At 68.7% G+C, this 12,801-nt stretch carries 18 protein-coding genes; 3 read left to right on the top strand and 15 right to left on the bottom strand.

Annotated elements, in window-relative coordinates:
- Positions 1-97 precede the first annotated feature (97 nt).
- The 13 genes from ACGFZ2_RS04790 to ACGFZ2_RS04730 form a co-directional block, all read right to left on the bottom strand.
- Positions 98-1,321 (bottom strand): tyrosine-type recombinase/integrase, encoded by a 1,224-nt coding sequence (locus tag ACGFZ2_RS04790; protein WP_393450333.1) that lies wholly within the window; start codon positions 1,319-1,321, stop codon positions 98-100.
- A 1-nt stretch (position 1,322) separates the two neighbouring features.
- Positions 1,323-1,511, bottom strand: a complete 189-nt coding sequence (locus tag ACGFZ2_RS04785) for a helix-turn-helix domain-containing protein (protein WP_328851534.1) — start codon at positions 1,509-1,511, stop codon at positions 1,323-1,325.
- 29 nt (positions 1,512-1,540) lie between these two features.
- Entirely contained in the window at positions 1,541-3,325 is a 1,785-nt protein-coding gene (locus tag ACGFZ2_RS04780; RefSeq protein WP_393450329.1) for a replication initiator, read from the bottom strand.
- On the bottom strand, positions 3,325-3,588 hold the full coding sequence (locus ACGFZ2_RS04775) for a hypothetical protein (protein ID WP_393450326.1): 264 nt from the start codon (positions 3,586-3,588) through the stop codon (positions 3,325-3,327). Before ACGFZ2_RS04775 ends, ACGFZ2_RS04780 begins: the two co-directional genes overlap by 1 nt.
- Complete coding sequence (locus tag ACGFZ2_RS04770) at positions 3,585-4,352, bottom strand: hypothetical protein (RefSeq protein ID WP_393450323.1); 768 nt, start codon at positions 4,350-4,352, stop codon at positions 3,585-3,587. The genes ACGFZ2_RS04775 and ACGFZ2_RS04770 overlap by 4 nt, the downstream gene beginning before the upstream one ends.
- Positions 4,349-4,636 carry a hypothetical protein gene (locus ACGFZ2_RS04765; RefSeq protein ID WP_393450320.1) on the bottom strand — a complete coding sequence of 96 codons (288 nt, stop codon included), beginning with the start codon at positions 4,634-4,636 and terminating at the stop codon, positions 4,349-4,351. Before ACGFZ2_RS04765 ends, ACGFZ2_RS04770 begins: the two co-directional genes overlap by 4 nt.
- Positions 4,633-5,016, bottom strand: coding sequence for an RRQRL motif-containing zinc-binding protein (locus tag ACGFZ2_RS04760; protein WP_393450317.1), 384 nt, complete (start codon positions 5,014-5,016; stop codon positions 4,633-4,635). The genes ACGFZ2_RS04765 and ACGFZ2_RS04760 overlap by 4 nt, the downstream gene beginning before the upstream one ends.
- Positions 5,013-5,312 carry a hypothetical protein gene (locus ACGFZ2_RS04755; RefSeq protein WP_393450314.1) on the bottom strand — a complete coding sequence of 100 codons (300 nt, stop codon included), beginning with the start codon at positions 5,310-5,312 and terminating at the stop codon, positions 5,013-5,015. Before ACGFZ2_RS04755 ends, ACGFZ2_RS04760 begins: the two co-directional genes overlap by 4 nt.
- On the bottom strand, positions 5,309-5,749 hold the full coding sequence (locus ACGFZ2_RS04750; RefSeq protein ID WP_393450311.1) for a hypothetical protein: 441 nt from the start codon (positions 5,747-5,749) through the stop codon (positions 5,309-5,311). Before ACGFZ2_RS04750 ends, ACGFZ2_RS04755 begins: the two co-directional genes overlap by 4 nt.
- An 88-nt stretch (positions 5,750-5,837) precedes the next feature.
- Positions 5,838-6,047 carry a hypothetical protein gene (locus ACGFZ2_RS04745; RefSeq protein ID WP_393450308.1) on the bottom strand — a complete coding sequence of 70 codons (210 nt, stop codon included), beginning with the start codon at positions 6,045-6,047 and terminating at the stop codon, positions 5,838-5,840.
- The gene (locus ACGFZ2_RS04740; protein ID WP_393450305.1) at positions 6,044-6,910 is read right to left on the bottom strand and encodes an FtsK/SpoIIIE domain-containing protein; all 867 of its coding nucleotides are present in this window, start codon (positions 6,908-6,910) and stop codon (positions 6,044-6,046) included. Before ACGFZ2_RS04740 ends, ACGFZ2_RS04745 begins: the two co-directional genes overlap by 4 nt.
- Positions 6,911-6,996: 86 nt before the next feature.
- Positions 6,997-7,884 (bottom strand): hypothetical protein, encoded by an 888-nt coding sequence (locus ACGFZ2_RS04735; RefSeq protein ID WP_393450302.1) that lies wholly within the window; start codon positions 7,882-7,884, stop codon positions 6,997-6,999.
- Positions 7,885-8,171: 287 nt separating this feature from the next.
- Complete coding sequence (locus ACGFZ2_RS04730) at positions 8,172-8,492, bottom strand: hypothetical protein (RefSeq protein ID WP_313724003.1); 321 nt, start codon at positions 8,490-8,492, stop codon at positions 8,172-8,174.
- A gap of 219 nt (positions 8,493-8,711) precedes the next feature.
- On the opposite strand from ACGFZ2_RS04730, the gene ACGFZ2_RS04725 reads away from it, so the two are divergent.
- Positions 8,712-10,043 carry a multiprotein-bridging factor 1 family protein gene (locus ACGFZ2_RS04725; protein ID WP_393450299.1) on the top strand — a complete coding sequence of 444 codons (1,332 nt, stop codon included), beginning with the start codon at positions 8,712-8,714 and terminating at the stop codon, positions 10,041-10,043.
- A gap of 10 nt (positions 10,044-10,053) precedes the next feature.
- On the top strand, positions 10,054-10,605 hold the full coding sequence (locus ACGFZ2_RS04720; protein ID WP_393450296.1) for an NUDIX domain-containing protein: 552 nt from the start codon (positions 10,054-10,056) through the stop codon (positions 10,603-10,605).
- Between the two features lie 574 nt (positions 10,606-11,179).
- Here ACGFZ2_RS04720 and ACGFZ2_RS04715 read toward each other — a convergent pair.
- A complete protein-coding gene (locus ACGFZ2_RS04715) occupies positions 11,180-11,866 on the bottom strand; it encodes a hypothetical protein (protein WP_393450293.1) in 687 nt (228 codons plus the stop codon).
- Between the two features lie 97 nt (positions 11,867-11,963).
- Here ACGFZ2_RS04715 and ACGFZ2_RS04710 point away from each other — a divergent pair, with 97 nt between their 5' ends.
- The gene (locus ACGFZ2_RS04710; RefSeq protein WP_393450290.1) at positions 11,964-12,209 is read left to right on the top strand and encodes a hypothetical protein; all 246 of its coding nucleotides are present in this window, start codon (positions 11,964-11,966) and stop codon (positions 12,207-12,209) included.
- 314 nt (positions 12,210-12,523) lie between these two features.
- Here ACGFZ2_RS04710 and ACGFZ2_RS04705 read toward each other — a convergent pair.
- Positions 12,524-12,801, bottom strand: a 278-nt coding sequence (locus ACGFZ2_RS04705; protein WP_393450287.1) for a transposase family protein, incomplete at its 5' end; no start/stop codon positions are given.

Here is a 12,801-nt window from a genome sequence, read left to right as displayed (position 1 = left end):
CCAGCGGAAATGTGTGAACCGGAGCAGACCACCGCGTTGACCTGCGACGCAACGCCAACCCAAGATCGCGGGAACAGATCGGGCACAACTCGGCCCATCACCGGGCTACCGCCAGCCGAGCGCCCGATAGGGCCGCGTCGACCAGGTTCCGCGTCCGGTCGATCGCCTCCGGCCACTCCCCCGCGTACGTGTTCAGGGTGATCATCGGCGTTGAATGTCCAAGCGCCATCTGAACCGTCTTCACGCTTGCTCCGCCCTGGATCAACAGCGTGGCGAAGTAGTGGCGCAGCCCGTGATAACCGAACCCCTCCGGTACCCCGTCGACCGCTTCCACGGCCTTCTTCCATGGGTACGCCCACCCGGTGCGCTGGATCGGGTTGCCCCGGCCGCTCGTGAACAGCAACTTCGCCTTGCGAGCCACCGGCTTACGCGGGTTCGTCTCATCGAGAACCTCCACGTCGACCGGCGGGAAGAGTTCGATGTGCCGGGCGAGCGCATCGGCGACCACCTGGCCCATCTCCACGGTCCGCCGACTGGTCGCAGTCTTCGGTGGCGCGAGTCGTGGCGACTTGCCCGGCGGGGTGACAACCTGCTGAACGATGCGGATCTCCCGGCGCAAGAAGTCGACGTGCTCCAACTCCAGGCCCCAAGCTTCGCCCTGACGCAGGCCGGCGCCGGCAGCCAGGTACACCAGCGCCCCGTACCGCTGCCGGCTCGGCTTGCCCGGTTCCGGCTTGACGCTGAACGCATCGGCGAGTGCGTGCACCTGGTCGGGCGTGGGAATGAACCTCTCCGCCCGCTCGATCTCCGGTAGCCGAATGCCGACGCACGGGCTACGGCCGATCAGCCGGTCACGTGTCGCCGCGTCGAACATGCCGACCAGCACGTGGTACACGACTCGCAGTGAGGATGGTGCGAGCACCTTCGCCCGGTCCTTCACCCACGCCTGAAGATGCGACGGGCGGACCTGCGCGAGCTGCATCCGACCAAGGATCGGCTCGACATGCACGCGCAGGGTCATCTCGATGCGCGCCGCAGTCGCGTCACGGTGCAACTGGTGCTTGCGCCACTGCTCGCCGTAGGCCGTCACCGTAACCTTCCCGGCGGCCGGATCGACGTACTGGCCCCGGGAGACATCGGCCCGAGTGTTTACGTCGAACTGGTCCGCGTCGGCCCTGCGCTCGAACAACTTCTGCTTGGGCTGGCCGGTGTCGTCGATGTATCGGACCCGCCAGCGCTTCCCCCGGCCGTGCCGCTTGGAGGGCAGCCGCTTGCCGTCCGAACCACGCTTGCCCAGATACCACAGATCATCGACGGGCATTTCAAGCCGCCTGCCTCTCGATGAGCCAGGCCCGTACATCGGCCGGGTCGTAGCGCAGATGCCGACCGACGCGTGATGCGCGCGGGCCGACGCGACGGTGACGCCACTGATACAGCGTGGCGACGGGTACACCGAGGTAGGCCGATACCTCCTCGACGGTCCAGAGCGGTTCGATTGTGCGCCTAGCCATTGATCTTGCACTCCTCACTAGTTGGCGGGTTACGCGGCTACCGGCGCGGTGCCGGCCGGGGTGGTGGCGAGTTCGTGGGCGAGTTCTTCGCGGCCGGTGGTTCGTCGCTCTCTGGCCATGGCGGCGGCGGTGTTGGCGAGGAGGGCGTCGCCGGTGGTGTGCCAGCCGACGCCGGCGAAGGTGAGGGTGCCGACGATCAGGGTGGTGTCGTCGAGGTCGTCGGCGGTTCGTGGTATGCCGGGCTGCTCGTCGACCTGGTGGGCGTGTTCGTGGCGACGGAAGGCGACGCGGGTGTCCCGCAGAAGCTGGAAGGTCACCGAGTAGCGGCGGCCCTTGGTGAGGAAGTGGCCGCCGTAGCCGAGCATGTGCGCCCAGCGGCGTAGCCGTGCGTACGGGTTGGCCGTCGCTGGTTTCGTCGGTTCGGTGTCAAGGCTGGCTTGACGGTTGGCGACGCAGACGGGGCAGGCGGCGTAGCGGGTGTGGGTGCCGCAGTCGGGGCACTCCCAGGGGTCGACGAAGCCGGGCCGGGGCCGGGGGTCGCGGGGCCGCTCGGACAGGGGGACCGGGGTGCCGGTGGGTCGGCCGATACGCCAGCAGGCGTCGATGAGGCGGGCGGTGTGGTCGCCGTCGGGGTCGGCGTAGTCGCCGATCGTGTCGGCAGTCAGGCGGGTGGAGGTGTGCCCGGTGGCCTCGGTGCTTTTGGTGGCGTACTTGGCAAGGTAGCCGGCGACCATGCCATCGGTGACTTCACCCGTGCCATCGGTGGCGATCGGCTCCACGTCGAGCTGCTGGCCCCAGGCGATCGGCCAGCCCTCGAGCCGGTCGGGGTGTGCCGGGGTGTGGAAGGCGATCTGGGCGGCGGCGTGGCGCAGCGCGTCGATGAGGTCGGCGACGGTGAACCCGGCCGGTGGCGGGACGATCGCATCGGGGTCGTCTGGGTTGACGCCGTCGAGGCGGGCGATGGCGTGGAAGTGCACCGCGGCTCGGGCTTGCAGTTCGGCGACCTTGCCGGGTGAGAGCCGGACCGGGGCGACCTTGCGGGTGTTGCCGGAGGCGGTGACGATCTCGACGCGGGGGATGCCGCGTTGACGGGCGAGCTTGGCGAGGTGGCGTTGCGCGGCTTGCTTCGTGCGGTGCCACAGCTCCCCGGAGTAGAGGTTCCACACGACCTGGTGGTCGTGGTCGTAGCAGTCCAGGCACAGCGGCCGACCGAGGACCGTGTCACCGGCTTCGTGGCGTGCCCAGCAGACGGCGGGGCGGCCGTGGGCGCAGACGCCGACATCGCGGCGGGCGTGGCACGGCTCGGCACGGCAGTCGCAGCGACGTCGGTTGCCGCAGGTGTGCTTACGGACGACCCGGGCGTGGACCGGGCCGAACGATGGGGCGGTGAAGGTGGCGAACACGGCCGGATGCGAGGCGACCGTCTTCGGGACGCCCTTGCCGCCTACGAGGCCCGCGCGCAGGAGTTGGAACGCATCACGTTGGTAGGTCTGCGCGCAGGAAGGGCAGACGGTGGCGCGTCGGTTGCCGCAGGCGGTGTAGATGGCGGCGTCGGGCATGCCGTCGGTGTGCCGCTGGTCCAGAACCCGCCCGGTGCCCTGCTCGACGGTGAGGAGTTGACCGGCGAGGCGGATGGGGCGGGTGCAGCCGGCGGCGGCGCGGACATGTTCCAGCCAGCCGAAGTAGTCCGGCCGGGTGGCGCGTTCGAAGGCGGACCCGGCGGCGGTGTAGGTGTAGACGGGTGGGACGTCGGCGTTCGAGCCCACACCCCGGGCCGTGGTGGTCCGGGGTGTGGGGTCCAGCGTCGACGCCATCAAGCCGACACCCCGAGGGTGCGGGTGGTGATGGTGCGTTCGGTGACGATGACCCGGCAGGCGCCGCACTGGCGCTTGGCCGGCTCGTGCCGGTGGCAGGGAATCTGGGTGGTGGTGTTGCCGCAGCGGATGGTGACCGGTGCGCGGCAGGGTCCGCCGGGGGTGACGTCGATGAGCGTCCGGCGGGTGTCATACGGGTGCGGTTCAGAATGGGCCGGGCAGGTGTGCTCGACGTGTTCGATGTCGACGAGGTGAATGGTCATCGGGCACCCCGGGCGATGGCGAGGAGCTGCCCGGCCACGGCCGGGGCGACGTCGAGCCGGTCGGCCAGCTCGGCCGGGGTGATGGGCGCTCCGGTGGCCTGTTCGTGCTGCACGGCGGCGAACCGCGCCATGGGCAGCAGGTGGGCAGGGACGTCGACCGGCTCGGCGGCCGGGGCGGTGACGGGTTCCGGCTCGACAACCGGCGTGACGGCCGGCTCAGCGACGGGGGCCGGTTCTGGTGCCGGGGTCGGTTCGGGTGCGGGAGTGATGGCAGCCGGCGGTTCCGGTTCGGTGGTGACCTGCTCGGTCACCTGGACGCGGATCGGCTCGGCCGGCTTGACGGCCGGCGCGGTGTCTTCCCGCACGGTCGGGGCGGGGGCGAGGACGAGTTTGACCAGGGCCATGAAGGCGAGGGCGGGTACGGCGGACAGGAGCCACCCGGACGGGCCGGGCTTGGCGACCGCGAGTTGCGCGGCGAGGGAGAGGCCGGCGGCGGCGATGAGCAGGAACAGCGGATAGCCGATCGGTGCCCCGGTGCGGCGGCGTCGGCGGATGGTGAGCAGGGCGGCGATGGGGACGAGTTCGGAGATGACGGCGTTGGCCCAGCCGAACCAAGCCCCGGTCCCGTCCGGGGAGTTGGTGAGGGTCCAGTCCTTGACGTGGGTGAAGGAAGCGGCACCGGCGAAGCCAGCGACGGTGAGGAGGATGAGGACCAGGACGACGCCTTCGAGGCGGGTGCCGGTGGTGTGGTCAGCGCGGGTCACGACCGGTCACCTCGGCCGGTGGTGTCGGTGCGCTGCGCGGCAAGCAGACCGACGAGGCCGCCCCGGATCGCGTTGCAGGTGGCGCAGACGTCGCCAGCGGCGATGGTGCAGTCGGTGAGGTGGGCTTGGTGGATGAGGCGGATCGACTCGGCGTAGTAGCCGGCGAGGAACGCCCGGTGGGCCGCCTGGCCGTGGTCGGCGAAGTCAGCGGCGACGGTGGTGACGACGTAGTCGTCGGGAGTCATTCGCTGCTCGGCGGCGGCGTTGACGGTCGTGGTGGTCACTGGGCACCTCCAGGAATGCAGTCGAGGCAGCCGCCGGTACGGCGGGGGATGTAGTAGGGCTGCACCAGGCCGCAGACGCGGCAGATGCGGCGGGCGCGGAGCGCCTTGGCGATGGCCTCCCGCTGGGCGGGGGTGGCGGTGCGCTTCGGTTGGGCGAGGTCGAGGCGGTAGAGGTAGGCGACGCGCTTGCCGCGCCGCCAGAGGATCTGCGCGACCGGTTCATGGCCGCCCGGACGAAGGCCGGCGGCGCGCAGTTGCCGGCGGGTGGCCAGGCCAGCCGGGGCGGTTTGGTAGGGGAAGGTGGGGAACCCGTAGCGGGTGCCGGTCGGGTCGTAGAACTCGACGGCCAGACCGGTAGGAGCGTCGGCGAGGGTGGTCATTGCTGGCCTCCCCAGCGCTGCTGGGCGGCCTGCCGGGAGATGCCGAGGCGGGAGCCGATTTCGGCCCAGGAGTAGCCGAAGGCCCGCAGCCCGATCACGGCTTCGGTGATGGCGTCGTCGAGGTTGGCGGACAGGGCGACCAAGTCGCGGAGGGCTTCCACATCGCCGGTAGCGACACGGCGGCCGTGAGCGCGGATGATGCGCCGGGCGAAGGCGGCGAACTCGTCGTTCTCGACGACATCCCGACGCCGTTGCGATCGCGGCAGGTGCGTCAAGGTGGCCTTGACGGTGTTCATCGGTTCTCGCCTCCCTGCTGGTGGAGGCGGTCCCATTCGTCAGCGGCCGTCTCAAGGGCCGTGATGACCTGCTCGGCCGTGCGGGTCGGGTCGTCGTTCCACGAGTAGGGCGAGGTGTGTTCGTCGAGGAGGTGGCCGTCTTCGTCGATGAAGAAGACCGGGGCGAAGGCGTCGAGGTAGTCGACGAACACCGCGAGGGCGGTGAGGTAGTCGGCGAGGGTGTCGCCGTCGAGCTGGGAGAAGTGCTCGACGCGGTGGCCGGCGCAGGCGATGCCGATGGCCCCGGCGGCGCAGGCCGGCGGGGTGAGGGTGTCGGTGTTCTTGGCGTAGTAGGTGCCCTGGTGCCAGCCGTGCCGGCGCAGGTAGAGGGCAGCCATCCGCAGCAGGTCAGCCGGGCTGACCTGGACGGTGGTGGGTGGGTTCTGGGTAGCCTTCATGGCAGCCACGTCCTTTCGGTAGGGCTGTTGGCGGAGGCCGGCAGGACCAGCACTTGCTGGCAGGCGTGCGTCTGGTCCTGTCGGCCGATCAGTTGGAGCGGAGCCGCAGGTAGCGGCGGTGGCGGGTGTCGTCTCCGCCCATCTGGTGGGGTGCGGAGACGTAGACGAGCCGGCCCGTGCGGGTGGCGGCCTGGATCATTACGGCCAGGTCCTCGGGACTGCCGACGATCCACATTTCGGTGTATTGGGCGGCCCGCTGGTTGCTGGCCTTGGCGTAGGCGCGTTCGCGGGTGGTCATGCCGCCACCCCCAGGTCTGCCGTGGTGGCAGAGGCGGTGAGGTTGGTGGGTCGGCGGATCCAGGCGGCGTAGTCGGCGATGCCGGCGATCTGGCCGTCGGTGAGGTAGGCGACCTTGATGCGGCGGGGAACGCCACCTTCGGCGATGAGGTACGCCGCGCCCTGGTTGGTGGGCTGGATGTCGGTGGCGGAGTAGCCCTGCTCGGCCCAGCCATGCCCGAGGACGATGTTCGAGCTGTTGGGTGTGGTGCAGCGGAACGCGGCGCGGTAGCCGAACAGGTCCCGCAGCGACGTCGGGATGATGTCGAACGATGGCCGCTGAGTCGCGGCCACGACCGGGATGCCGGCGGCGCGGCCCCGGGCGACGAGGTCGCGCAGCAGCGCGACGAACTCTTCCTGTTCCTGCTTGCTGCCGACGGTGGCGGAGTAGAAGGCGATTTCGTCGACGAGGACGGTGATGACCGTCAGGCCGTCGAGGGCGGTGAGCTTGCGGCGCCCGTGGGCGCGTAGCCAGGCGTAGCGGTTGTTCATCACGACCTGGAGCCGCCGCAGCACGGCGAGGGCTTCGGTGATGTCGGGGCCGATGAACGCGTCCGCGCAGTCTTCCCACTGCCCGAGCTCGACGAGCTTGCCGTCGAGGAGGACGAGGCGGGAGTCGATGGAGAGGGCGGCGTGGGCGGCGATGCAGTTCAAGAGACCGCTCTTGCCTCCGCCGGGTTCGCCGCCGGCGAGGAGGTTGCGGTAGGCGAGGGTGATGTAGACGGGCTGACCGAACTCGTCGATGCCGACGAAGATGGGGTCGAACATCGACAGGCCAGGCCCCACCGGAACCCCCGCAGCGGGGGCGGGTGCCGTGGTGGTCATGAGATGCCCTCCTTGGGCGTTGGTGGGCGCGAGGAGCCACACGAACGAGCCGAAGTTGGCTCCCCGCGTCCGGTTGGTGTGGTGGGTTAGATCCAGTCGGAGACGTCGTCCTCGGGCGTCGAGGACGTAGCCGCGGGCTTGCTGCCGTTGGCAGTGGTGGCCGGCTTCTTCGCGGCCGGCTTGTCCTGGGTGGGCAGGGTGATGGTGGGTGCGTCGACGTCGGGCAGGTCCAGAGCCGTCGGGACGACCGGCGTCGGCCGGTCGGTGGCCGGGGTGTCGGGGTTGATGACGTCGATCAGCGGCGAGGCGACATCGGCGGTGAGGACTTCGCGGCGCTTGATGTCGAACCGCAGGTAGGCGGAGTTGCCGTCCGAGGCCCGCTCGACCAGGGCGGTGGAGGCGTGGCAGGCGACCGCGATGCGGTCGAGACGCCCCTCCAGGTCGGCCAGGGACAGGCCGGGTCGGAGGTAGATCCAGACCCGCTCGCCGACGGGGGTGGGCTTGGCCCACAGGATCAGCGGCAGCGAACCGGACTGGTTGGCGATGATGAACTGCGCGAAGCACATGCGCAGCCGGTGCCGGACCACAAAGACCCACGTCCAGGCCACCAGGGCGCGGCGTGTGGCCGGGATGGCGGCGGGGACGCCGACGACCAAGGCGACCACCACGAAGGTCACCGGGCCGGAGGTGTGGTTGACCAGCTGCGTCCAGAAGGTGATGGCGGCGGTGGTGAGCACGATCTCGGGAAGCCACCACCACAGCAGCCGCAGCACCGGCCAGATACGGACCAGCACCCACGCCAGCGCGCCGGTCGGTACGCCGATGAGCGCGCCGACGATGAGGGCGAGGATGGGGTGCATGTAGGAAGCGGCCACCACGGCCGAGAGCAGGCCGACGATGACCGCCGTCAGGATGAACGCCAGGCGAGCTTTCCTGGCCGAGGAACGGTGAACCTTGGCCTCTATGACCGTCACCGTTCCGTTGCTTCTGCCGCCGAAGGTGCGGCGGGGGCTAGACTTGGACACGACACGTCCTCCCAATCGCGAGTTGGGCTGGATGAGTTGGAGGGCACGGGGTCGGCAGATGTAGGAGTCGGACCGACCCCGCGCCAGCTCTTGCGGGGGTGCCACCACCACAGGTGGTGACGGGCCGGGAATGTAGGAGTCGGAACCACTCCCGGACCTTGGATCTCAGATCAGCGGACCATCAGGCCGCTTCGCGTCAGACACCAGAGGCTCACACAGCACGGTGAGCGAGGGACCTACTTAGCCGCCGACGTACCAGCCTTCGGCTTCAGCGAGATGGCGCGGAACGCGACGCCGTTACGCCCGTTGGTCGCCCACGGAATGGCCTCCAACTGCTCGACAGCGACGAGCTGACCCACCGTCACGCCCGGCTTCTCACCCGCCGTGGTGATGGTGATGATCTCGCCGCCGGTCTCGTCGAGAACGAAGACCTGGGTGGACCACATGGGCCGGCCAGTGTTCTTCTCCGACCGCTGGTTGCCGTTCTGGTCGTTCTTCGGCTCCGGGTCCTTCGTCACCTGGACCTGCTTGCTCTGGGTGTCTACGTACAGCTTCATGTCTGCTCCTTTGGCAGAGGGCTTGGGTGCCCCGGGTGTCTCTCACCCGTGCATCAAGAGAAACGCATGCCAGGCCGCCCGAGCAGATGGCGAGACAGGGCGCACATGGCGAGGGATGGCCGGTAGTGACGAGGGATGACGCACCCCTTGCAATCGGCCCAGCAAATAGGGCATGGTGGATCGGGCGAATTGTGTCTGCGTACCGATCGGGGATGGTTCATGACGCCGCTACGGCAAGCGCGACAAGACAAGGGTTGGTCGAAAGCGCGGCTGGCCCACGAACTGGAGCGGCTGGCGCAGGGGCGGCATTCACTGGCGACACGGGCCAGCCTGCTACGCATGATCTCAGCGTGGGAAAGCGGCGAACGAGACGCGTCTGACCCGTACCGCTCTCTGCTGTGCGAGGCATACGCGCGGAACGCTGCCGAGCTGGGGCTCAGCGGCGGAACGGACCGGGTCCGTTCTGACATCGGCCTCATCTACAGCGCCTCGTTGAGTCAGGCCGCGTCGACCCTCGGCGATTTGACGCGTTTCGACGACATGAAGCACACCGCCGTGACCCTCGGCAAGTACATGCCGGAGGCACTGAACGCGGCTTGCCTCGACTGGCTCTTTGGTGCTTCTGTGACGGACCTCCCGACTCGCGGCGGATTGGTCTCCCCACAAGATGTAGACGAAGTCCGCGCAATGACTAGCACGTTTGACGGGCTTGACCGGAAATTCGGTGGCGAGCATTGCCGAATGATGGCAGTGCGATACCTGCGGGACCGCGTCATTCCGAAGGTTCATGCGACGAAGCCAGCAGCTATTGAGCGGGAACTGTTCAGCGCGACCGCAGTTCTGTGTGAGCTGATCGGATGGATGGCCTACGACACGTCACGGCATTCTTTGGCGCAGCGATACTTCATTCAGGCACTGCGTTTCGCGGAGGCCGCCGGCGACCAGGCTTACGCGGCCTACGTTCTGACCAGCATGGCCGACCAGGCCCTGTACCTTCGCCGACCCGACCAGGCACTCCGACTCGCCCAGGTAGCCCGCGACACAAGCATCCGGGCCGGCATGCCGGTGGCAGTCACCGAAGCATGCATCTTCGAAGCACGATCCTTTGCCGCCCAAGGCGACGAAGCGGGCTGCACCGCGGCGCTGCTTCGCGCAGAGCAGAGCTTCAACCATGTCGTTCCAGAGGAAGGCCCCGAATGGAGCAGGCACTGGAGTGAGGTCCTGTTCGCCAGTCACGCGGGGACGTGCTGGGTCGAGCTGGGCAAGGCCAAGGAAGCGCGGCCCATGCTGCAATTGGTCTGGGACAACACGAAGGACCAAGCCCGCCGCCGCGTCTACGGTGCCGTCCAACTGGCTCGCGTGGCACTCCTTGACGGAGACATCGAACAGTCAACAGCCTTCGCCACAACGGCAGTCGAATCGGCCGCCGGACAGACGTCTCATCGATCCCGAGAGCACCTGAAACAGCTTCGACAGCAGCTCGCACCACACGAGCGGCAAGCCGCCGTCAGGAACTTCCAGCAGCGCGCTGATCTGCTCCTGGCCAGCTGAGGTGCATGACATGACCCTGCTCGGAGTTCAGTACGGTAAGGCCGTGACGTTGGCCGAGGACCTCCTCGCTGAAGGCGAGCCGGAACGAGAGTTCAACCCAGGCATCGCTGGGCGGCTGCCCCGCAAGCGGGTGGCCGGCGGCGCCCTGATCCGTGATCCCGCCGGCAGGGTGCTGTTCGTAGTGCCCGGATACAAGCCGTTCCTCGACATCCCAGGAGGCGTGGCCGACGCCGACGAATCGCCACTGGCCGCGTGTCGCCGGGAGATCCGCGAAGAGATCGGCCTCGACCTCCCGGTCAACCGACTACTGGTCGTCGACTGGATTCCGGCTCACGGAGTCTGGCCCGACGGCATCATGTTCATCTTCGACGGCGGGCAGCTCGACGAGGACCAGGCCGCTGCCCTCAAGCCGACCGACGACGAACTAAAAGGTCTACGGTTCCTGGCCTACGACGACGCGGTGCCGCTTCTCCGACCGTCCATGGCACGCCGGGTACGAGCTGCACTCGACGCACTCGACGATGACCAGCCGCACTACGCCGAGTTCGGCCGGTCCCAGTAGCCAGAGCTGGCGGCCGGCTGCCGGCGAAGTGGTTCAAACTTTCTGTACGTCTTCAAGGCGGCCCTGAACGGGCCGCACGCGCCGCCGCCTGGGCGCGCGTCCGTCGCTACGCTGGCGCTCCGACTCCGGCCACGCAACACGCCCGGCGGCTGGCGCGGAAGCGGGAAGCCCAAGGGGCCGCCGCAGAACGACAGGGAGCGTTGACCGGATGGTGAGCCGGCAGCCGGCCGGGCCGCGCGGCCATGAGCCCGCGCGGCGTAGGGGAGCGCACGCCGGCCGCGTCGGCAAGCTGGCGTCCGGTGGCGGGGTTGCGGTTACTACGCCTCCGGCGGGGGCGCTCGGGCTCCGAGATGGTTGAAGACCCCGTCGGCGGGTTGCGGTCCGTGGGTGGTTGCGCGGGCCATCCCGCCAGCCGACGACCCGGGCAAGCCGAGCAGACCACCGCCCGACCCGCCAGCGTCCGACCGTGCGTCAAGGCCGTCTTGACGTGGCGGACCGGGCGGCGGCCCGCTCCCCAGGAGGGCGGGTCGACGGCAGACGGGATGGCAACACCGCTCGGGGCTGCTGCCGCCGGCTAAAGCAGGGTAGGTGCGTCGTCGTACATGGGGCTGTTCTGGTGGGCGGCGCAGCGAGCGCCGCCGGTGGCATTGCCGCAACGCTGGCCGTTCTTCTTTCTCGCGCCGCACTGGACCGCCGGGTCGTGCACATGGCAGAGGCCGGAAGGGCGTGGGTCGATGGGGCAGGGAGCGCCCTTGCGCGTGGTGGCGCGGCAGCGGGGCGGCGGTGTTGGCGCTGTCGCAGCAACGGCCATGTGTGCCTCCGCGCGGGAGTAGAGGACACGGCCGGCGACGCGGCGGCGGATGGTGGGTATGTCGACCAGGGCGACCGGATGCGGCACGATCCAGGTCCGAGGGCTACCCCAGCGAACCCAGACTGCGACAGCTCCCGCGTCGGCTTCGCAGAGCAGTTTGCGTGACGACCATTGCTTGTCGGTCCTGTCGATCTCGACGGCGATCGGTGGCGCTCCCAGGCGCTCACAGACCACGTCGAGGTAGCCGGGCCGGTCTGGATGGGCACCGGGCAGGCCTGCGATGCTCGGGACTTCCCGCCGAACGCGCCAACCGTGTGCGACGCCCCAATCCACAACGCCTTGCGTCAGTGCCGTGGTGACCCGTGGTGCTGACCAGTCAGTGAAGGAGAGGGGCGCGAGCCACTTGGTCAGGGACTCAGCTGCCCGCGACGAGCGAAGCGCCAGATCCATAGAAATAGACTAGCGTCTCTGTGTGACGGATTGACTACCGCCTGATCTACCCTGTGGCGGGTGTATGGGTCGGCGGCAGCGCGAAGGGAGTCCAGGGGTGGGATGGGTGCAGTGGTTGATCGTGGTAGGACTGATCGTCTTCGTGGGCTGGGGCATCGTCTTTTGGATCATGCAGCGTCGTGCAGGGAGCCACAAGTCGCATTACTCGGATGGCTGCGCGAAGCCCCTGGTTGAGAAGGCGTTCCGCGCTGACGGGTCTCCCAAGAACATCCTTCCGCGACCAGGCGACGGCGAAGTCGACGACTTGGAGCACCTTCTCGAACACCGGAGGGAGCGTGAGTGACGATCAGGACGGACACCGACGCACGAGCATGGACACCGGCGCACACGATCACCTGGTTGCGGCACGACGGCCAGCAGGTCGAAATGCCCTGTTGGTTGCCTTGCGAGCGAGAGGTCTCAGGTTCTTTAAGCGAGCCCACGGCCCCGGATGTCGCGGGTACTGGTGTCGATTGAATCCGAGCGGGAGCATTGCGTGATGACCTCGTCTCCGAAGCTCCGTCCGGGCGGCTCCGCGATGCTTCAACTGGTCCAGCTTGTTGCCCTAAGGGACGTCTCGTAACCGGGTGAAGGCGTTGCCTGGGACGGGGTCGGCGGTCAGCCGGCGAGGATGATGTTGTGGAGGTTGGCGATGCCGGAAGCGGCGTCGGCCAATGTGTGGGCGGCGCGACGGTAGTCGCGCAGGATCTTGAAGCACTTCATCCTGGCCAGGGCGTGTTCGACCCCCGCTCGGACGGTGCGGTGTTCGGCGTTGAGGGCTTCCTTCCAGTCCGGCAGATCGGTGCCGTCGGCGGGCTTGCGGTACGGCATGATCACCTCGGGGTTGCCGCGGTAGCCGCCGTCGGCCATCACCGGCCGCCCGTCCAGCTTCTCCT

The sequence above is a fragment of the Micromonospora sp. NPDC048063 genome, assembly GCF_043202855.1.
Taxonomy (GTDB): domain Bacteria; phylum Actinomycetota; class Actinomycetes; order Mycobacteriales; family Micromonosporaceae; genus Micromonospora.
Note: the sequence above shows the minus strand (reverse complement) of the source record. Positions and strands in the feature narration are given on the sequence as shown.